Here is a 19016-nt window from a genome sequence, read left to right on the forward strand (position 1 = left end):
TACCGGTCAAGCGACACTCCGGATGCGGACCTCACCACATGAGATCGTCGGGCACCACATAGTCCTTGTAGGGATCGTCTTCGTCCGGCTCCTGGCTCTGTATGTTGAGCAGCACCACCCGCCGCGGATCGCGCTCCTGGATCTTCACCGCCGCATCCCGGGGCACGATCTCGTAGCGTCCGTCATAGCTGACGATAGCCAGGCTGCCTCGGCTCAGCTTGTCGCGGATCAGGTCGTTGACCGCGATCCGCTTGACCTTCTTGGCGTCGACGAAATTGTAGTAGTCGTCGCTTTCCAGCTTGGGCAGGCGCGTCCCTTCGATAAGTTGCTTGATCTGCGCGGCCTTGGCCTTCTTCTCGGCTTTTTCCTGCTGCTGGCGGTTCAATTCCTGGTCGCGCGCCAGCTTTTCCGCCTTGGCCTGCTCCGCCGCCTGGCGCTGGGAGTCGTCCTTGTCGACCTGGTTCTTGTGCTCCAGGCGCTGCTGTTTCTGTTTCTGCTTGGTGGCCTGCTTGGCCTGTTTCTCATTGACCAGCCCGGCTTTCAGCAACTGGTCACGCAATGACATGCTCATTCGTCAACGACTCGCTCGCGTGGCACGCCCGGTGGGGTGCGGCATAATCTTCCAGCCGACTGGGGTTCAGCCGGCCCTCGCAGGGGGTATAATCCTCCAGCCTCAGCCGCCTCAACGCAAGTCTCGGCGGCTCGCAAACTGCCACGCATGCCCTGGAGACCCCTCCCTACCGTCCCGAGCACCCGCAGGCACTCCTCCCGGCCCCTGATATCGAAGGCATGGAAAGCAAGGCATGAGCGTTTCTCTCCTGGTAAAAGTCACTCTGGTGGGCCTGTTCGTCGCCAGCGTCCTGTTCGTCCATTTCCGTGGGCGCGCGCGCTTGCCCTTCCTGCGTCAACTGGTCAACCACTCCGCCTGGTTCGCCCCCTACAACTCGCTGATGTACCTGTTCTCCAGCGTCCCCTCGAAGCCCTATCTGGATCGCAGCCGTTTTCCAGAGCTGGACGAACTGAAGAACAATTGGCAAACCATCCGCGAAGAAGCCCTCAACCTGTTCGACGAGGGTTATATCCGGGCTGCCCTGAACAACAACGAAGCCGGCTTCGGCTCGTTCTTCAAGAAAGGCTGGAAGCGCTTCTACCTGACCTGGTACGACGGCCCGCTGCCCTCCGCCCAGCAGCTCTGCCCGAAGACCGTAGAGCTGGTGAGCCGCATCCCCAACGTCAAGGGCGCGATGTTCACCCTGCTTCCCGGCGGCAGCCACCTGAATCCGCACCGCGACCCTTTCGGCGGCTCGCTGCGCTATCACCTCGGCCTGTCCACGCCGAATTCGGACAACTGCCGCATCTACGTCGACGGCCAGCCCTACGCGTGGCGTGATGGCGAAGACGTGATGTTCGACGAAACCTTCGTCCACTGGGTGAAGAACGAGACCGAGCAGACCCGGGTGATTCTCTTCTGCGATATCGAGCGGCCGCTCCGCTCCCGCCTGCTGACCCGGCTCAATCGCTGGATCAGCGGCATTCTCGGGCGTGCGACCGCACCGCAGAACGTCGAAGGCGAACGCGTCGGCAGCATCAACCAGGCCTACTCGGTCGCCATTCGCGGCGGCAATGCCATCGGCGCCCAGGTGAAGCGCTTCAAACGCGCCTACCCGAAGGCCTACCGAATCCTCCGCCCGGTGCTGGCGGTGATCCTGCTGGTCATCCTCTATCGTTGGATCTTCGGCTGATTCAGATGCCGTGGCAGCCCGGCTGCCACGGTAATTTTCCCCATCAACAGCCAGGCGCGCTCCTCTCCGCTTTCTTAGCCTCGCCCCAGAGGCTGTCCAGTTCCTCCAGCGAACATTCTTCGGCTTTCCGGCCGGCTTCGCGCAGGTTCCGCTCGATGAATCGGAAGCGCCGCTCGAACTTGCCGTTGGCCTGGCGCAGAGCAGCCTCCGGATCGACCTTGAGATGCCGGGCCAGGTTGACCACGACGAACAGCAGGTCGCCAACCTCCTCGCCCACGGCACCCTCGTCACCCTCTGCCATCGCCTCGAGGACTTCGTCCAGCTCCTCGCGAACCTTGTCCACCACCGGCAGCGCTTCCGGCCAGTCGAAACCGACCTGCGCCGCGCGCTTCTGCAGCTTCGCCGCCCGTGACAACGCCGGCAGGGCGACAGGAACGTCATCCAGCAGCGACAACTGCTGCGGCTCCTTGGCCTTGGCGGCACGCTCCTCGGCCTTCAGTTCTTCCCAGCGCTGCTTGACCGCCGCTTCGGCGAGCTTCGCCGCATCGGGCTTGCCATAGAGATCGCCATCGAGGAATACGTGGGGATGTCGACGGATCAGCTTGCGGGTGATGCCGTCCACCACCTCGTCGAAAGCGAAGCGATCCTCTTCGCGAGCCAACTGGCTGTAATAAACCACCTGGAACAGCAGGTCGCCCAGTTCCTCGCGCAATTGCGGGAAATCCCCCTGCTCTATGGCGTCCGCTACTTCGTAGGCTTCTTCCAGGGTGTGCGGGACGATGGTCGCGTAGCTCTGCTGGAGATCCCAGGGGCAGCCGAATTCGGGATCGCGCAGGCGCGCCATGAGGTGGAGCAGGTCGTCGAGTCGGTACATGGGTATCTCGGGTCTTCAGTGAACGGTCCGGGCATTCTGCCCTTTCCGGAAACGAAAAGGCCACGGGCAGCCTGCGAGCGCCCGTGGCCTGTTTCCGCCTCGCCTCAAGGCGTACGGTTGCGCCGCGCCTCGATGATGTTGGGCAGTTGCGAAACGCGCGCCAGCAGGCGTCCAAGAGCGTCCAGACCGGGAATCTCGATGGTCAGTTGCATGGTCGCGGTGTTGTCTTCCTTGTTCGAACGGGTATTCACCGCCAGAACGTTGATCCGCTCATTGAGCAGCACCTGGGACACGTCGCGCAACAGGCCGGAACGATCATAGGCACGGATCGCGATATCCACCGGATAGGTGCGAACCGGCTCCGGCCCCCAGCTGACCTGGATCATCCGCTCCGGTTCGCGTCCCGCCAGTTGCAGCGCGGTGGCGCAATCCTGGCGGTGGATGGTGACCCCACGGCCCAGCGTGATGTAGCCGACGATGGGATCTCCCGGCAGCGGCTGGCAGCAGCCGGCCATCTGCGTCAGGAGGTTGCCGACACCCTGGATCTGCACGTCGCCGCGCTTGCCGTGGCCGATCTTGCTCGGCTTGCGCGGGATCAGTTCGAGTTGCTCGCTGTCGCGGTCCGGCTCGACCAGTTGCTGGGCATAGTTGACCAGGTGCGCCAAGCGCAGGTCGCCGGCGCCGAGAGCGGCGAACATATCCTCGGCGGTACGCACGTTGGCCTTCTCCGCCAGCCGGTCGAAATCCACCGGCGGCAGCGCCAGGCGCGACAGCTCGCGTTCGATCAGGGCCTTGCCGGCAGCGACGTTCTGGTCCCGCGCCTGCAGCTTGAACCAGTGGACGATCTTCGCCCGCGCCCGGGAGGTGGTGACGTAGCCCAGGTTGCTGTTCAGCCAGTCACGGCTCGGACCGCTGTGCTTGCCGGTGATGATCTCGACCTGCTCGCCGGTCTGCAGGCTGTAGTTCAGCGGCACGATGCGTCCGTTGATCTTCGCCCCGCGGCAGTTGTGCCCGACTTCAGTGTGGACCCGATAGGCGAAATCCAGCGGGGTCGCGCCCTTGGGCAGGTCGATGGCGTGGCCGTCGGGAGTGAAGACGTAGACCCTGTCCGGCTCGATATCGACCCGCAGTTGCTCCGCCAGGCCACCGATGTCGCCCAGTTCCTCGTGCCATTCGAGCACCTGGCGCAGCCAGGAGATCTTTTCCTCGTAATGGTTGGAGCTGGCCTTGACGTCGGTCCCCTTGTAGCGCCAGTGCGCGCAGACCCCGAGCTCCGCCTCTTCGTGCATGGAGTGGGTACGGATCTGTACTTCCAGCACCTTCCCCTCGGGGCCGATCACTGCGGTATGCAGCGAGCGATAGCCGTTTTCCTTGGGGTTGGCGATGTAGTCGTCGAACTCCTTGGGAATGTGCCGCCAGAGGGTATGCACGATGCCCAGCGCGGTGTAGCAGTCGCGCATCTCCGGAACGAGCACGCGCACGGCGCGAACGTCGTAGATCTGGCTGAAGTCCAGGCCCTTGCGCTGCATCTTGCGCCAGATCGAATAGATGTGTTTCGCCCGCCCGCTGAGATCGGCCTGTACGCCGGTGGCCGCGAGAGCTTCCTTCAACTGGCTCATCACGTTGGCGATGTACTGCTCGCGATCCAGCCGGCGCTCGTGCAGCAGCTTGGCGATCTGCTTGTACTGGTCGGGCTCGAGGTAACGGAAGGACAGGTCCTCCAGCTCCCACTTGATATGCCCGATGCCCAGGCGGTGGGCCAGCGGCGCGTAGATATCGAAGACTTCCCGGGCGACGCGGTGGCGCTTTTCCTCGTCGGCATTCTTCACCGCGCGAATGGCGCAGGTGCGCTCGGCCAGCTTGATCAGAGCGACGCGAACGTCGTCGACCATCGCCACCAGCATCTTGCGCAGGTTCTCCACCTGCGCCTGGGTACCCAGCACCATGGAATGGCGCGGATTGAGGCTGGCGCTGATTGCGGCCATGCGCAGCACGCCCTCGATCAGCTTGGCCACCACCGGCCCGAAATGCTTGTTGACCGCTTCCAGGGTGATCTTGCCTTCCCGCACGCCTCGATAGATGACCGCGGCGACCAGGGACTCCTGATCCAGCTTGAGGTCCGCGAGGATCTCGGCGATTTCCAGTCCGGTCTGGAAGCTGGACGTGCCTTCTGCCCAGGAGTTCTGTGCGGCGATCGCTCGCTGCTCGGATTCGCGAGCGAACTCGCAAGCCTCCAGCAAGCCCTGACGATCGAGCCCGGGGACGAGGTTCTGGACGTGGTCCAGCCAGGCCTCGAGGTTGATACTGCCGTCGGTGTTGACCGGCTGGTGCGCTCTCACCTGTACCATCTTGCCTACCCTTTACCACGGTGCGCGTAGCCCACCGATGACTGCGCCAGCCTTCGAACGGGCTGGTCGGATTACGCAGGCATCCTAGCCTGCCTCGAACAAAGCCATGGCCTCGACATGTGCGGTCTGCGGAAACATATCGAGGATTCCGGCGCGCTTCAGACGATAGCCCTGCCTGGCCATTTCGCCAGCATCGCGCGCCAGGGTCGCCGGATTGCAGGATACATAGACTACCCTCCGGGCACCCAGAGAACTCATTTCGCGTACCGCCTCGAACGCGCCGTCGCGCGGCGGATCGAGCAGCACAGCGGTAAAACCTTGCTCCGCCCAGGGCGCTTCGGCAAGCGCTTTGGACAGGTCGGCCTGGAAAAAGTGCGCGTTGCCAAGGCCATTGGCCAGCGCGTTGGCGCCTGCCCGCTCGACCATCGCCGCCACGCCCTCCACCCCGACTACCCGCGCCACCCGGCGCGCCAGCGGCAGGGAGAAATTGCCCAGCCCGCAGAACAGGTCGAGGACCCGCTCGTCGGCGGTCGGCGCCAGCCAGTCAAGGGCCTGGCGGATCATCGACTCGTTCACCGGCGCATTGACCTGGACGAAGTCTCCGGGTCGGTACGCCAGAGTCAGTTGCCAGTCACCCAAGGAGTAGCCCAGTTCGGCGGCCGGCTCCACCGGCAAGGGCTGTTCCGCACCTTGCAGCCAGAGCTGGGCCTGGTGTGCGGAACAGAAAGCGGCCAGGCGCTGGCGATCCTCGTCGACCAGGGCAGTCGTATGCCGCAACAGCAATGCACTGGCCGTGCCATGGAAGAGTTCCACGTGGCCGATGCTTTCCGGCTTGCGGAAGTCCTGCAGAAGAGCAGGCAGGGCACGGGCAATCGTTTGCAAAGGCGGCACCAGGACCAGGCACTCATCGAAGGCGACGATCTCCTGGCTGGCCGAGGCACGGAAGCCGACATCCAGACGCCGCGCCCTGGCATCCCAGCGCACGGCGATCCGAGCGCGGCGCCGATAGCCGAATTCGGGCCCGACCAGGGGGGCGGCCCATTCTTCCGGCTCGATCCCGGCGAAACGCTGCAACTGCTCCTGCAAGGTACGCTGCTTCAGGGCCAACTGCTCGCCGTGTTCCAGGTGCTGCAGGGTGCAGCCGCCGCAGCGACCCGCTACAGTGCAGGGCTCGCGGCGACGCAGGTCGCTACTGCTGAACAGGCGCTCGCTGCGCGCGTCGACCACCTTGCTTCGCGCGCCCAGCACCCGGGCCTCAAGTTCCTCGCCAGGCAGCCCGCCGCTGACGAACCAGGTCATCCCCGCCTCGTGGGCGATACCTCGGCCGTCATGGGCCAGGCGCTCGATGGTCAGGCGCTGCTTCTTGCCTACCGGTATCGCGGGACCGCGCGCACCACCGCTGGGCTGGAAGCGCAGCCCGCCCTTATTTCTGGCCATGGACATGCTCAGCGCGGGTCATAGACGCCGGAAGACAGGTAGCGGTCGCCGCGGTCGCAGATGATCGCCACCAGCACGGCATTCTCCAGTTCGCGGGACAGGCGCAGCATCGCCGCCACCGCCCCGCCGGAGGACACGCCGCAGAAGATGCCTTCCTCGCGGGCCAGCCGGCGCATGATGTCCTCGGCTTCGTCCTGGTGCATGTCGACGACCCGGTCGACGCGACTGGCGTCATAGATCTTCGGCAGGTATTCCTGCGGCCAGCGTCGGATTCCCGGGATGGCCGAGCCCTCCATGGGTTGCAGGCCGACGATCTGCACCGCCGGGTTCTGCTCCTTGAGGTAGCGCGATACGCCCATGATGGTCCCGGTGGTGCCCATGGAGCTGACGAAATGGGTGATGCTGCCGCCGGTCTGCTGCCAGATTTCCGGGCCGGTGCTGTGGTAATGGGCTTCCGGGTTGTCGCCATTGGCGAACTGGTCGAGGACCATGCCGCGGCCTTCGCGCTGCAGCTTGTCGGCCAGATCGCGCGCGCCCTCCATGCCCTCTTCCTTGCTGACCAGAATAAGCTCGGCGCCATAGGCGGTCATCGCCGCCTTGCGTTCAGCCGTGGAGTTGTCCGGCATGATCAGGATCATCTTGTAACCCTTGATCGCCGCCGCCATGGCCAGGGCGATGCCGGTGTTGCCGGAAGTAGCCTCGATCAGCGTATCGCCGGGGCGGATGTCGCCGCGCAGTTCGGCACGGGTGATCATCGACAGGGCCGGGCGGTCCTTCACCGATCCCGCCGGGTTGTTGCCTTCGAGCTTCACCAGCAGGGTATTGGAGGTTTCCCCGGGAAGGCGCTGCAGACGCACCAGAGGGGTATTGCCAACGCAGTCGGCGATAGTCGGGTACTGCACGGTCATGGAGGCACTCGTTCGGCACTGACGGTAAAGGCTGAGCATGATACCGGGAAACTGGGGCCGGACCCTAGCACCGCAATATCCGGTCATGCATGCCGATTCAGCCGAAAGACCGCCCGAAACGGCATGCGATGCGATGACCAGAGGCGTCCGAAGAGAAAACCTGGCGTTGGACAGCCGATGCCTGACCAACGCCAAAGAAAGGTCCGACGGGCGTTGCGCCTGCCGGTGAAAGCGCGTTGGCCGCGGCGATCAGAACGAGGTGGTCATCGAAACATAGTAGGCGCGACCCGGCTCGTTGTAGGTTGCCGCGCCGGCGTCGAAGGAGTTGCCCTGGCGGTACAGGCGCTTGTCGAAGAGGTTGCTTACCCCGCCCCGTACGCTCAGGTTCTCGCTGAAGGTGTAGCCGGCGCTGACGCCCCAGATGCCATAGGTACCCACCTCTTTTCGCGAGACCACCGGCGTGTTGCGGCTGGTGCCATGCTTCGGCGGCTCCTGGCGGCCGTAGATGGTGCTGGTCAGTTGGGTGGAAAGACGCTCGCTGGCCTGCCAGTCCAGGGTCGAGTTCAGGGTGTACTCGGGGATCACCGAAAGCGGGTTGCCGGTGTCCTTGTCCTTGGATTGCAGCATATAGGTCAGGTTGGTGCTCCAGCTCAGGTCCTCGTGCAGGGGGACCAGCAGGTTGCCTTCCAGGCCTTCGACCACCGCCTTCTTCGCGTTGCTCCATTGCAGGATGTTGTTACCGGTCCCGGTCTGTCCCATGACATCCAGCGGCGCGACGATCTTGTTCTTGTAGTCGTTGCGGAAGTAGGTGAGCCCGGCGACCCAGCCATCGCGCCGGAACTCGATGCCCAGTTCCTTGTTGACGCTGGTCTCGGCGTCCAGGTTCTCGTTGCCGACCAGGTAGCAGCCGCCGCTGCTGGTCTGGATCGGGCAGCCGTTGCCACGGGTATAGAGCAGGTAGTTCGGGTTGCTCTGGTACAGGTTGGGCGCCTTGAAGGCCCGTGCGATACCGGCCTTGACCGTGAAGTATTCGCCGAGCGTCTGGGAAGCGTTCAGGCTCGGGCTCCAGTTCAGGCCGAAGTCGCTGTGATCGTCCAGGCGCAGCCCGGGGGTGAGCATGGTGCCGGGGCGCAGTTCGATATTGTCCTCCACGTACAGCGCACGGATCTCCGCCTTGCTTTTCGGGCTTCGCGAGCCGGCCGCGGGGGTCCCCGGCAAGCTATCGCTTCCCACGAAGCCCTGCTTGAGCGAGGACGGGTCGTTGAGGGTTTCCTTGTTCCACTCCGCGCCCACCGTCAGCACCTGCTCGAACAACGCATGCAACGGAAGGTTGAGTTCGCCGCTGAGGCGATAGTTCTCCAGCTTGCTGGTGCTGAACGAACGGTCGGCGCCGATCTGCCCCTCGACGGAACCGGCCAGCCCCTCCTCCAGACGGTTGTTGCGGGTGGAGTCGTACTGGGCGACGAACCTGGAAGTACCGAACGACCAGGTCCCGTTGTGGGTGATGGCGTAGTTCTCGCGATACATGCGGTTGGTCTCCGCACCGTCGTCGGCGAGTCCCTGGGTATTGGCGGTGCCGTTGTTGTTCTGGGTATCGCCGGCATAGATGTTGCCCTGTCGGCTGAAGCCCGCTTCGAAATCGACGACCTGGTCGGGGGTCACCTGCCACGACAGCATCCCGCTGAGATCGCGATTGCGTACCCCTTCGCGTCCGGCCACGGTACGGCTCGGGTTGACGGTATGTCCGAGGTTGATGTCGGTATCGTCCGAATCGGTCTTGTTCGCGCTGCCGTACGCGCGGAAGCTCAAGGCTTCGGTCAGCGGCCCGCTGAGGCTGAAGTTGGCGCGGCGCGTGGCGCCATCCTTGGAGCTTTCCGGAATGTTGGTGAACACCGTCATGGAGCCACGCAAACGATCGGTCGGGCGCTTGGTGATGATGTTGACTACCCCGCCCGCCGCGCCGGAACCGTAGCGTGCCGCCGCGGGCCCACGGAGGACCTCGATGCGCTCGACCTCCTCCGGCGGCACCCAGTTGCTGTCGCCGCGGGTGTCGCGTTCGCCGCGCCAGCCGTAGCGCACCGAGTTGCGCGAGCTGACCGGCTTGCCGTCGACCAGGATCAGGGTGTTCTCCGGCCCCATGCCGCGGATGTCGATCTGCCGGTTGTTGCCGCGCTGGCCGCTGGAACTGTTGCCGGTGAGGTTGACCCCGGGCATGGTGCGGATGATCTCGGAGAGATCGTTCACCGGCGGGCGCTTCCTGATGTCCTCGGCGGTGATGATGGATACCCCCGGTGCCTGCTTGAGCTCCTGTTCGGCGGTGCCCAGCACCACCTCGTCACCCAGCTGGACCACCGATTCGGCGCGTTCGTCCAGTTCTTCCAGGCGCTCGTCCTCGGCCAGGGCCTGCCCGCCCAGCAGGCTCGATGAAGCGAAAAGGACGGCAGCGGCGAGATGGCCGCGACGGAATTGGGGGTACATGCGTGACTACTCCTGTCGAGGGAAAACGGGTAGCAGGCGAGCCACGAGGGATACGTTGACGTTTTTTCTGAAGCCTGGGTCGCCGGCGTTGCGCGGGTGACGTCTCGGCACGGGTAGGACAGGGCGCAGACCCGGAACAAGGCCGGCCGAGGAGATCGGCACGGATGATAATCATTCACAAAGGAGAGTAAAGATCATTTACATCTAGGTAAAATGTAAAGGCACCTGCGCCTCGCTAGGCAGAAGGCAGCACCAGGCACAGGCGCAGCCCCGGATCGGCGGCTTCCGCCCATAGGCGGCCGCCCTGGAGCACCACGGCGCGACGGGCAATGCTCAGTCCCAGGCCGAAGCCCTTGCCGGTACGTGCCGAAGACAGTCGGGTGAACGGGCGGAAGATGGTCTCCAACTGGTGCTCGGCCACACCCTCGCCCTGGTCTTCCAGGCAAAGCCACCAGCAACTTCCTTCGCGCCGACCATGCAGGCGGATCACGCCGCCCTCCGGCGAATGCCGGATGGCGTTGCGCAGCAGGTTCTCCAGGGCCTGGGCAAGTGCATTGAGGTTGCCACGCACGACACAATCCTCGGGCAGATCGCTGCGGAACCGCTCGGCGGCCCAGCCGCTTTCGAAGCGTGCGTTCTCCACCAGCAGGTCCCATAACGCCGGGATGGAAATGTCCTCCAGCGCCAATACCGGGCGTTCGGTGTCCATCCAGGCCAGCTCCAGGGTGTTGTCCACCAGTTGCTGCATGCCCTGTACCTCCTGCTCCAGGCGCTCGCGCAGGAGCTGCGCGGGCAGCGTGCCCTCTGCCGCCACCTGCAGGCGCGCCAGCGGCGTGCGCAGCTCGTGGGAGAGATCGCGGAGCAGTTGGCGCTGCAACACCATGTGCTCGTCGAGTCGCTCGGCCATATGGTCGAACGCCCGCCCCAGATCGCCCAGCTCGTCGCTGCGCCGGCTGATCTCTGCCTGCGTACGCGCCGTCAGGTCGTTGCCGCGCAGGGCATTGGCCTGCGCTCGCAGGCGTCCCAGCGGCACTACCCAGCGCCGATACAGCAACACTCCCAGCAGCAGGGCCAGCCCGGCCGGCACCAGGCCGTGGGTGACCAGGCGCTTGGCCGGCGACAAGCCGGGAGGGACGAACTCGGCGGGAAGACGCAGGACCACCCGGCCTTGCTCCGGATGTTCGGGGAAGCGCAGGCTGATGAACGGCCGCGACAACGAACGGGAGCTCATCGGCCAGTCGACGCCCCGCAGGAAAGTCAGGCGTTCGGCTTCCTCCGTGGTGAGCGGACGACTGCCCAGCGATTGCAGCCGTCCGTCGAGCACGACCACCCAGTCCAGCGCCTGCTGGCGCGGCTCGGCCAGCCAACGGTCGATGCCCTCGCGGCCATCGTCGAGCCAGGCACGCTCGGCTCGCCGCGCATAATCCGCCAAGGCGGAGCGGGCTTCGGCGGACAGGTAGTAACCCTTCAGTTCGGCACTGCGTCCCCAGGTCCAGGACAGCCATACCGATAGCAGGAAGAACGCCACCAGCACCAGGGCCAGGCGCCAGAACAGCGAATGGCGGTTGGGCATCATGGCGCCGGTGTCAGGACGTAACCCTTGCCCCAGACGGTATGCAACTGGTGACCGGCGTAACCGAGGCGTTGCAGCTTGCGCCGCAGGTGACTGACGTGCATGTCCAGGCTGCGATCATGCTGGGTATGACCGCGGTGCAGGACATGCTGGTAAAGGAAGGCCTTGGTCAGGGTCTCTCCTTCCGCGGCGAGGAAGGTTTCCAGCAGGCGGTATTCGGTCGGCGTCAGGCCGGCGAACCGCTCGCCAAGGCTGACATCGCAGACATCGGCGGAGAACTGCAGCGAGGGCCGCGCCAGCGGTTCGGCGCAGCGGCCCGGCGCGCCCCCCCGCTCCAGGGCGATCCGGCGCAGGATGGCATCTATGCGCACCCGCAGCTCGGCCAGGCTGAAAGGCTTCGGCAGATAATCGTCGGCGCCCTGGCTGAACCCGGCGATGCGGTCCTGCTCGGCGCCCAGGGCCGACATCAGGATCACCGGCAGCGCCTGCTCCTGGCGGAGTTGGCGAAGAATCTCGAGGCCATCGCGCCCCGGCAGCATGATGTCCATCAGGATCAGGTCATAGGCGCCGCTGCGCGCAGCCGCCAACCCCTCTTCCCCGTCTCGGCACCAGGTCACCTCGAAACCGCTGCCATTGAGGTGCTGGAACAGATGTGCGCCCAGTGTCGGATCGTCCTCGATGGCCAGCAGTCGGGGGTCGGGCGTCAGGGATGGGAACATGGCAGCCAAATAAGATTGATTAGCAATCGTGCCAGTATTCACGATCTTTCCGCTTCGTCGCAAGCCGAATCCGCCGGGCTGCGCACATCGGTGCAGATTCCCCTTCCGCGACCCGCTAAACTGCGCGGGGTAAACGTATGGCCGGGGAGCGTCGGCCATCCCGATCTGGCTCGACGGAGAGACGTGTGTTCAAGGATCTCGGCATCAAGGGGCGCGTACTGCTGCTCACCCTGCTCCCCACCAGCCTGCTGGCGATGGTGCTTGGCGGTTACTTCACCTGGATTCAGCTGTCCGACATGCGCGCCCAGTTGATCGAGCGCGGGCAACTGATCGCCGAACAACTGGCGCCGCTGGCCGCCACCGCGCTGGCGCGAAAGGATACCGCCGTGCTCAACCGCATCGCCAACGAGGCGCTGGACCAACCGGACGTGCGCGCGGTGACCTTCCTCGACGCCCGCCAGGAACGCCTCGCCCATGCCGGGCCAAGCATGCTCACCGTCGCCCCGGCCGGCGACGCCAGCCATCTGAGCATGTCCACCGAACTGGACACCACGCACTTCCTGCTACCGGTTCTTGGCCGCCACCACAGCCTGTCCGGCGCCACCGAGCCTGACGACGAGCGCGTACTCGGCTGGGTCGAACTGGAACTGTCGCACCACGGGACTCTGCTGCGCGGATATCGCAGCCTGTTCACCAGCCTCTTGCTGATCGCCGCCGGCCTCGGCGTCACCGCCCTCCTCGCCCTGCGCATGAGCCGCGCGATCAACGCGCCGCTGGAACTGATCAGCCAGGGCGTCGCCCAGCTCAAGGAAGGCCGCATGGAAACCCGCCTGCCACCGATGGGCAGCAACGAGCTGGACGAACTGGCCTCCGGCATCAACCGCATGGCGGAAACGCTGCAGAGCGCCCAGGAGGAAATGCAGCACAACATCGACCAGGCCACCGAGGACGTACGCCAGAACCTGGAAACCATCGAGATCCAGAACATCGAGCTGGACCTGGCGCGCAAGGAGGCCCTGGAGGCGAGCAGGATCAAGTCCGAGTTCCTCGCCAACATGAGCCACGAGATCCGCACCCCGCTCAACGGCATCCTCGGTTTCACCAACCTGCTGCAGAAGAGCGAGCTCAGCCCGCGCCAGCAGGACTACCTCACGACCATCCAGAAATCGGCGGAAAGCCTGCTGGGGATCATCAACGAGATCCTCGATTTCTCGAAGATCGAGGCCGGCAAGCTGGTTCTGGAAAACCTCCCTTTCAATCTCCGCGACCTGATCCAGGACGCCCTGACCATGCTGGCTCCGGCCGCCCACGAGAAGCAACTGGAACTGGTCAGCCTGGTCTACCGGGATACCCCGATCCAATTGCAGGGCGACCCGCAGCGGCTGAAGCAGATCCTCACCAACCTGGTCGGCAACGCCATCAAGTTCACCCAGGGCGGCACCGTCGCCGTACGCGCCATGCTCGAGGACGAAAGCGACGACCGCGCGCAGCTGCGGATCAGCGTACAGGACACCGGTATCGGCCTCTCCGAGGAGGACCAGCAAGCCTTGTTCAAGGCCTTCAGCCAGGCCGACAACTCACTGTCGCGGCAAGCCGGCGGCACCGGCCTGGGCCTGGTGATCTCCAAGCGCCTGATCGAGCAGATGGGCGGCGAGATCGGCGTCGACAGTACGCCTGGGGAGGGCGCCGAGTTCTGGATTAGCCTGAGTCTGCCGAAAAGTCGCGACGACAACGATGAGCCGGGCGCCTCCTGGGCCGCGGGCCAACGCGTGGCGCTGCTCGAACCGCAGGAACTGACGCGCCGCTCGCTGCACCACCAGCTCACCGACTTCGGCCTGGAAGTGAGCGAATTCGCCGACCTCGACAGCCTCCAGGAAAGCCTGCGCAACCCGCCGCCCGGCCAGTTGCCGATCAGCCTGGCGGTGCTCGGCGTCTCGGCCGCGATCCATCCGCCGGAAGAGCTGAGCCAGTCGTTCTGGGAATTCGAACGGCTCGGCTGCAAGACCCTGGTGCTCTGCCCGACCACCGAGCAGGCGCAATACCACGCGACCCTGCCCGACGAACAGGTCGAGGCCAAGCCCGCCTGCACCCGCAAGCTGCAACGCAAGCTGCAGGAGTTGCTGCAGGTCCGCCCGACGCGCAGCGACAAGCCCCACGCCATGGTTTCCGGACGGCCGCCACGGCTGCTCTGCGTCGACGACAACCCGGCCAACCTGCTGCTGGTGCAGACCCTGCTCAGCGACCTCGGCGCCCAGGTCACCGCGGTGGACAGCGGCTACGCGGCCCTCGAGGTGGTGCAGCGCGAGCGCTTCGACCTGGTCTTCATGGACGTGCAGATGCCCGGCATGGACGGCCGCCAGGCCACCGAGGCGATCCGCCGCTGGGAGGCCGAGCGGGAAGTCAGCCCGGTGCCGGTGATCGCGCTCACCGCACATGCGCTTTCCAACGAGAAGCGCGCATTGCTGCAGGCCGGCATGGACGACTACCTGACCAAGCCGATCGACGAACAGCAATTGGCCCAGGTAGTGCTGAAGTGGACGGGACTGAGCCTGGGCCAGTCGCTGGCCAGCATGAGCCGTGCGCCGCAGCTCGGCCAGTTGAGCGTGCTCGACCCCGAGGAAGGGCTGCGCCTGGCCGCCGGCAAGGCCGACCTCGCCGCCGACATGCTGGCGATGCTGCTGGCCTCGCTGGCGGCGGACCGCCAGGCGATTCGCCAGGCCCGCGACAACGACGACCGCACCGCTTTGCTCGAGAGGGTCCACCGGCTGCATGGCGCCACCCGCTACTGTGGCGTGCCGCAGTTGCGCGCGGCCTGCCAGACCAGCGAAACCCTGCTCAAGCAGAACGATCCGGCGGCGGCCGCGGCCCTGGACGAGCTGGACAAGGCCATCGAGGCCCTGGCCGAGACTGCCTCGGCCACCACCCACCTCTCCTCCACCAGCCTCGACTCCAGCGAACTCTGACCATGCGCATCCTGTTCTTCAGCACCCAGGCCTACGACAGCGAGAGCTTCCAGGCCAGCAACCACCGGCACGGCTTCGAACTGCACTTCCAGCAGGCCCACCTGCAGGCGGACACGGCGGTCCTCGCCCAGGGCTTCGAAGTAGTCTGCGCCTTCGTCAACGACGACCTCTCGCGGCCGGTGCTGGAACGCCTGGCCGCCGGCGGCACGCGCCTGGTCGCCCTGCGCTCGGCCGGCTACAACCACGTCGACCTGGCCGCCGCCGAAGCGCTCGGCCTGCCGGTGGTGCACGTCCCGGCCTATTCGCCGCACGCTGTCGCCGAGCACGCGGTCGGCCTGATCCTGACGCTCAACCGGCGCCTGCACCGCGCCTACAACCGGACCCGCGAGGGCGATTTCTCGCTGCATGGGCTGACCGGCTTCGACCTCCACGGCAAACGCGTCGGAGTGATCGGCACCGGACAGATCGGCGAGACCTTCGCCCGCATCATGGCCGGCTTCGGCTGCGAGCTGCTGGCCTACGATCCCTATCCCAATCCGCGCATCCAAGCGCTCGGCGGCCGCTACCTGGCGCTCGACGCCCTGCTCGCCGAGTCCGACATCGTCAGCCTGCATTGCCCGCTGACCGCCGACACCCGCCACCTCATCGACGCGCAGCGCCTGGCGACGATGAAACCCGGCGCGATGCTGATCAATACCGGCCGTGGCGCCCTGGTGAACGCCGCGGCGCTGATCGAGGCGCTGAAGAGCGGACAACTGGGCTACCTCGGCCTGGACGTCTATGAAGAGGAAGCGGATATCTTCTTCGAGGATCGCTCCGACCAGCCCCTGCAGGATGACGTGCTGGCACGCCTGCTGAGCTTCCCCAACGTGGTGGTGACCGCCCACCAGGCCTTCCTTACCCGCGAGGCCCTGGCGGCGATCGCCGACACCACCCTGGACAACATCGCCGCCTGGCAGGACGGGACGCCACGCAATCGGGTCCGGGCCTGATGGCGTGGTAGCATGCGCGGCTGATTGGAGGCTCCATGGCTGAACACGATTTCCGTTACACCCTGCTCAACCCGCAATACACCCTCAACGAATGCCGCGCGCTCTCCCCGGGGCGCTACCAGGTCACCGGCACCGGCGGCTCGATCAAGGCCGACGACGTGCTGCTGGTCAGCCTCAAGGGCAGCAAGACCCTGAGCATGCGCCTGACCGTGGAAAAGGTTCGCCACCTGATCAACCCACCCGGCCAGTGGCTGGCGGTCGCCCGCGGCCCGGCATTCCGCGAACTGGCGATCCATACCTGGCAGGTCGACTGCGACCAGTGCCAGGCTCGTCTCGACTTCGAGTTCGCCGTGGACGCCAGTCTCGGTCGCAAGGCCCTGGCGCCGGCCGCCGAAGAGCGCATTCACGAACTGGGCTGGAGCAGCCGCGAAGGCAAGCACCTGTGCCCGAAATGCCAGTAGGGCGAACGCTCCGTCCGACCGACGGTCTGTGAACTATCGCCCGTACGAAATGCGCAAAGGAAACGCCATGAAACCCTCTCTCGCCCTCTTCGCCTCCACCGCCCTGGTACTGGGCGGTTGCGCCAGCCAGGAGACCACCCTGGAAACCGAGCAGGCCTACCAGGTCGACTGGGTCGGCGCACAACCGACGATGGACTACAGCCACATCAGCCTGACCTTCGACGGCCAGGGCCGTGCCTTCGGCAACGGCGGCTGCAACCACTGGTTCGCCAGCTACACCCTGCAGGACGACCTCCTTCAGTTCGGCGCCATCGGCAGCACCCGCCGCCTGTGCGCGGCGGAGATCATGGAGCAGGAACGGCGCTTCCTGGCCCTGCTGCAGAGCGTCCAGCACTGGGACATTTCGCCGTCCGACGAGCTGCGCCTGTGGCCGGCCGAAGGCAAGCCGCTGCGCCTGGTCCCCGAGCACGACTGAAGCCTGAAGCGGCGCTACCCGGCGCCGCCCGTTTACATTTTTTTGACATCCATTTCATTCCCGCTTGACCACCACGTCCCTAGGCTTCCGCATCCTCGCCCGGAGACGCTTGATGTTCGCCCCACCCAGCACCGAGACACTCAACCGCTTCTTTCTGTTGTCGTGGCTGGTGGTGCTCTGGCAGGTGCTGCGCCTGCAGGACGGGATCGTCTTCGACGACGCCTGGCTGCCGCTCTGGAGCGTCGCTGCCAGCCTGAGCTACGCCTTCCTTTATATAGTCCCGGTGTACCTCGCCTGCCGACTGCTCCTGCATTTCCATGATCGCCTTCCCGTGCGCCTCAGTCCGTGGCTGGCAGGCGTGCTGGCCATCGTCGGCAGCGCGGCGGTACAGATACTGCTCTACGCCGACCGCACCCTCTACGACCTGTACGGATTCCACCTCAACGGTTTCAGCATCGGCCTGCTGGTCTCGCCCGGCGGCCTCTCCAGCCTCGGCAGCGGCGACGGCACCCTGCTCAGCGCAAGCCTGGCGGCCCTGGCCCTGCTCTGTCTGCAGGTGCTGCTGTACAGCGCCTGCCAGGTCAGCCGCGAACGCCTTCCCGCGCTCCCTCGGCGCGCCTGGCGCTACCTGTTGGCGGCCTTCCTCTGCCTGGCCCTGGGCGAACGCCTGACCTATGCGTTCAGCTCCCTGCGCGACTACCGGCCGATCCTGCTGGCCAGCGAACGCTATCCGCTGTACCTGCCATTGACCGTCCGCAGCCTGGCGCGAAGCCTGGGCATCCAGCCGACGCCCACCCAGCGCGAGCTGCTCCAGCAGCAGAGCGACCTGCACTATCCGCTCCGGCCGCTGGAGATCAGCGCCCCGGCGCACCCATTGAACATCGTCTGGATCGTCGCCGAGTCGCTCCGCGGGGACATGCTCGATCCGCGCTACATGCCCAGGCTGTGGGACTTCTCCAACCGGGCGATCCGCCTGGACAACCACTACAGCAGCGGCAACCTGACCCAGATGGGCGTCTTCGGCATGTTCTACGGGCTGCACGGCGGCTACTGGGACGCCGTGCTGAAGGCCGGCCAGCCGCCGGTGCTCATGGAGGTACTCAGGCAGCAGAACTACCAGTTCCGGATCAATGCCGCGCAACGTTTCAGCTATCCGCCCTTCGACCGCAGCGTGTTCGTCAACCTGCGCCCCCAGGACCTGCACGTGCTGGATAGCCCGGAGCCTGCCTGGCAGCGCGACGCCCGGAACACCGACGACCTGCTGCGCTTCGTCGATCGCCGACTACCCGACCGGCCGTTCTTCGCCTGCCTGTTCCTCGAGTCGAGCCACGCCAACTACAGCTTCCGCGACGAGACCGCGAAAATCCGCCCCTATCTGGTCAACTTCAACTACCTGACCACCGATTTCCAGGCGCAGATGCCGCTGATCAAGAACCGCTACCTGAATGCCGTGCGCGAAGTCGATACACAGATCGGCCGCCTGCTGCAGCACCTGGAAAACCAGCACCTGCTGGAAAACACCGCGGTAGTGGTGCTCGGCGACCATGGGGAAGAGTTCATGGAACGCTCGCGCTGGGGCCACAATACCGAGTTCAATCGCTACCAGACCGGCACCGTCGCCGTGCTGAGCATTCCCGGACAGGCGCCCCGTGCCGTCCGCGGCATCACCAGCCACATCGACCTGCCCGCAACGCTCCTGCCGCTGCTGGGCGTACGCAATCCGCCCCGCGACTACTCGCTGGGACAGGACCTGCTCGCAGCGGACTACCATCGCGACTATGCGGTGAGCGCCGATACCACGCGCATCGCCTACCTGGGCGAAGGCTTCAAGGTGAGCTTCCCACTGCGTGGCGCGGACCGTCACCACGGTCCGGTGAGCGATGGCGACGACCGCCCGCTCGACGTGGAACAACAGGAAGCCATACGCGGCCCACTCCGTGCAGCACGCCTGGAACTGCTGCAGGATCTCGGCCGCTTCAGCGCCTTGCCGGTAGGGGAAGAGCCGTCGCCGCGGAACCTCGCGACTTCGTTGAGGCCATGAGGAGC

Annotated in this window: 14 protein-coding genes; 6 read left to right on the top strand and 8 right to left on the bottom strand. The window is 65.5% G+C overall.

The window, feature by feature from the left end; genetic code table 11:
* Positions 1 to 31 precede the first annotated feature (31 nt).
* The gene (locus tag M6E97_RS18515; protein WP_004364066.1) at positions 32 to 571 is read right to left on the bottom strand and encodes a DUF2058 domain-containing protein; all 540 of its coding nucleotides are present in this window, start codon (positions 569 to 571) and stop codon (positions 32 to 34) included.
* 232 nt (positions 572 to 803) lie between these two features.
* Here M6E97_RS18515 and lpxO2 point away from each other — a divergent pair, with 232 nt between their 5' ends.
* Complete coding sequence (gene lpxO2 / locus M6E97_RS18520) at positions 804 to 1742, top strand: lipid A hydroxylase LpxO2 (RefSeq protein WP_003086047.1); 939 nt, start codon at positions 804 to 806, stop codon at positions 1740 to 1742.
* Between the two features lie 43 nt (positions 1743 to 1785).
* Here the strand turns inward: lpxO2 and mazG are convergent, their stop codons facing one another.
* From mazG to pirR, 7 genes are all read right to left on the bottom strand, one after another.
* On the bottom strand, positions 1786 to 2616 hold the full coding sequence (mazG, locus tag M6E97_RS18525) for a nucleoside triphosphate pyrophosphohydrolase (RefSeq protein ID WP_003086045.1): 831 nt from the start codon (positions 2614 to 2616) through the stop codon (positions 1786 to 1788).
* A gap of 104 nt (positions 2617 to 2720) precedes the next feature.
* Positions 2721 to 4964, bottom strand: a complete 2244-nt coding sequence (relA, locus tag M6E97_RS18530; RefSeq protein ID WP_003086042.1) for a GTP diphosphokinase — start codon at positions 4962 to 4964, stop codon at positions 2721 to 2723.
* A gap of 84 nt (positions 4965 to 5048) precedes the next feature.
* Positions 5049 to 6401: a 23S rRNA (uracil(1939)-C(5))-methyltransferase RlmD gene (rlmD, locus tag M6E97_RS18535; protein ID WP_003102417.1), complete on the bottom strand. Its 1353-nt coding sequence runs from the start codon at positions 6399 to 6401 to the stop codon at positions 5049 to 5051.
* A gap of 8 nt (positions 6402 to 6409) precedes the next feature.
* Entirely contained in the window at positions 6410 to 7309 is a 900-nt protein-coding gene (cysM, locus tag M6E97_RS18540; protein ID WP_033939150.1) for a cysteine synthase B, read from the bottom strand.
* 249 nt (positions 7310 to 7558) lie between these two features.
* The gene (pirA, locus tag M6E97_RS18545) at positions 7559 to 9787 is read right to left on the bottom strand and encodes a TonB-dependent siderophore receptor PirA (RefSeq protein ID WP_003117107.1); all 2229 of its coding nucleotides are present in this window, start codon (positions 9785 to 9787) and stop codon (positions 7559 to 7561) included.
* Between the two features lie 235 nt (positions 9788 to 10022).
* Entirely contained in the window at positions 10023 to 11360 is a 1338-nt protein-coding gene (gene pirS / locus M6E97_RS18550; protein WP_004364068.1) for a sensor histidine kinase PirS, read from the bottom strand.
* Complete coding sequence (gene pirR, locus M6E97_RS18555; RefSeq protein ID WP_003109933.1) at positions 11360 to 12079, bottom strand: response regulator transcription factor PirR; 720 nt, start codon at positions 12077 to 12079, stop codon at positions 11360 to 11362. The genes pirS and pirR overlap by 1 nt, the downstream gene beginning before the upstream one ends.
* Before the next feature lie 185 nt (positions 12080 to 12264).
* On the opposite strand from pirR, the gene gacS reads away from it, so the two are divergent.
* The 5 genes from gacS to M6E97_RS18580 all read left to right on the top strand — a co-directional run bounded on the left by gacS (position 12265) and on the right by M6E97_RS18580 (position 19011).
* Positions 12265 to 15042, top strand: coding sequence for a two-component system sensor histidine kinase GacS (gene gacS / locus M6E97_RS18560; protein ID WP_033939149.1), 2778 nt, complete (start codon positions 12265 to 12267; stop codon positions 15040 to 15042).
* A 2-nt stretch (positions 15043 to 15044) separates the two neighbouring features.
* Complete coding sequence (locus tag M6E97_RS18565; protein WP_003086027.1) at positions 15045 to 16034, top strand: 2-hydroxyacid dehydrogenase; 990 nt, start codon at positions 15045 to 15047, stop codon at positions 16032 to 16034.
* Positions 16035 to 16069: 35 nt separating this feature from the next.
* Positions 16070 to 16495 (top strand): hypothetical protein, encoded by a 426-nt coding sequence (locus tag M6E97_RS18570; RefSeq protein WP_003086023.1) that lies wholly within the window; start codon positions 16070 to 16072, stop codon positions 16493 to 16495.
* Positions 16496 to 16562: 67 nt separating this feature from the next.
* The gene (locus M6E97_RS18575; protein WP_003086021.1) at positions 16563 to 16970 is read left to right on the top strand and encodes an META domain-containing protein; all 408 of its coding nucleotides are present in this window, start codon (positions 16563 to 16565) and stop codon (positions 16968 to 16970) included.
* Between the two features lie 112 nt (positions 16971 to 17082).
* Positions 17083 to 19011 (top strand): sulfatase-like hydrolase/transferase, encoded by a 1929-nt coding sequence (locus M6E97_RS18580; protein WP_003086020.1) that lies wholly within the window; start codon positions 17083 to 17085, stop codon positions 19009 to 19011.
* Positions 19012 to 19016 lie beyond the last annotated feature (5 nt).

This window comes from Pseudomonas sp. B111 (assembly GCF_026428275.1).
GTDB lineage: Bacteria > Pseudomonadota > Gammaproteobacteria > Pseudomonadales > Pseudomonadaceae > Pseudomonas > Pseudomonas aeruginosa.

Excerpts from the sequence above, each read along its gene's own strand:
- M6E97_RS18515 (WP_004364066.1), bottom strand. The coding sequence starts at position 571 with ATGAGCATGTCATTGCGTGACCAGTTGCTGAAAGCCGGGCTGGTCAAT.
- lpxO2 (WP_003086047.1), top strand. The coding sequence starts at position 804 with ATGAGCGTTTCTCTCCTGGTAAAAGTCACTCTGGTGGGCCTGTTCGTC.
- mazG (WP_003086045.1), bottom strand. The coding sequence starts at position 2,616 with ATGTACCGACTCGACGACCTGCTCCACCTCATGGCGCGCCTGCGCGAT.
- relA (WP_003086042.1), bottom strand. The coding sequence starts at position 4,964 with ATGGTACAGGTGAGAGCGCACCAGCCGGTCAACACCGACGGCAGTATC.
- rlmD (WP_003102417.1), bottom strand. The coding sequence starts at position 6,401 with ATGGCCAGAAATAAGGGCGGGCTGCGCTTCCAGCCCAGCGGTGGTGCG.
- cysM (WP_033939150.1), bottom strand. The coding sequence starts at position 7,309 with ATGACCGTGCAGTACCCGACTATCGCCGACTGCGTTGGCAATACCCCT.
- pirA (WP_003117107.1), bottom strand. The coding sequence starts at position 9,787 with ATGTACCCCCAATTCCGTCGCGGCCATCTCGCCGCTGCCGTCCTTTTC.
- pirS (WP_004364068.1), bottom strand. The coding sequence starts at position 11,360 with ATGCCCAACCGCCATTCGCTGTTCTGGCGCCTGGCCCTGGTGCTGGTG.
- pirR (WP_003109933.1), bottom strand. The coding sequence starts at position 12,079 with ATGTTCCCATCCCTGACGCCCGACCCCCGACTGCTGGCCATCGAGGAC.
- M6E97_RS18565 (WP_003086027.1), top strand. The coding sequence starts at position 15,045 with ATGCGCATCCTGTTCTTCAGCACCCAGGCCTACGACAGCGAGAGCTTC.
- M6E97_RS18570 (WP_003086023.1), top strand. The coding sequence starts at position 16,070 with ATGGCTGAACACGATTTCCGTTACACCCTGCTCAACCCGCAATACACC.
- M6E97_RS18575 (WP_003086021.1), top strand. The coding sequence starts at position 16,563 with ATGAAACCCTCTCTCGCCCTCTTCGCCTCCACCGCCCTGGTACTGGGC.
- M6E97_RS18580 (WP_003086020.1), top strand. The coding sequence starts at position 17,083 with ATGTTCGCCCCACCCAGCACCGAGACACTCAACCGCTTCTTTCTGTTG.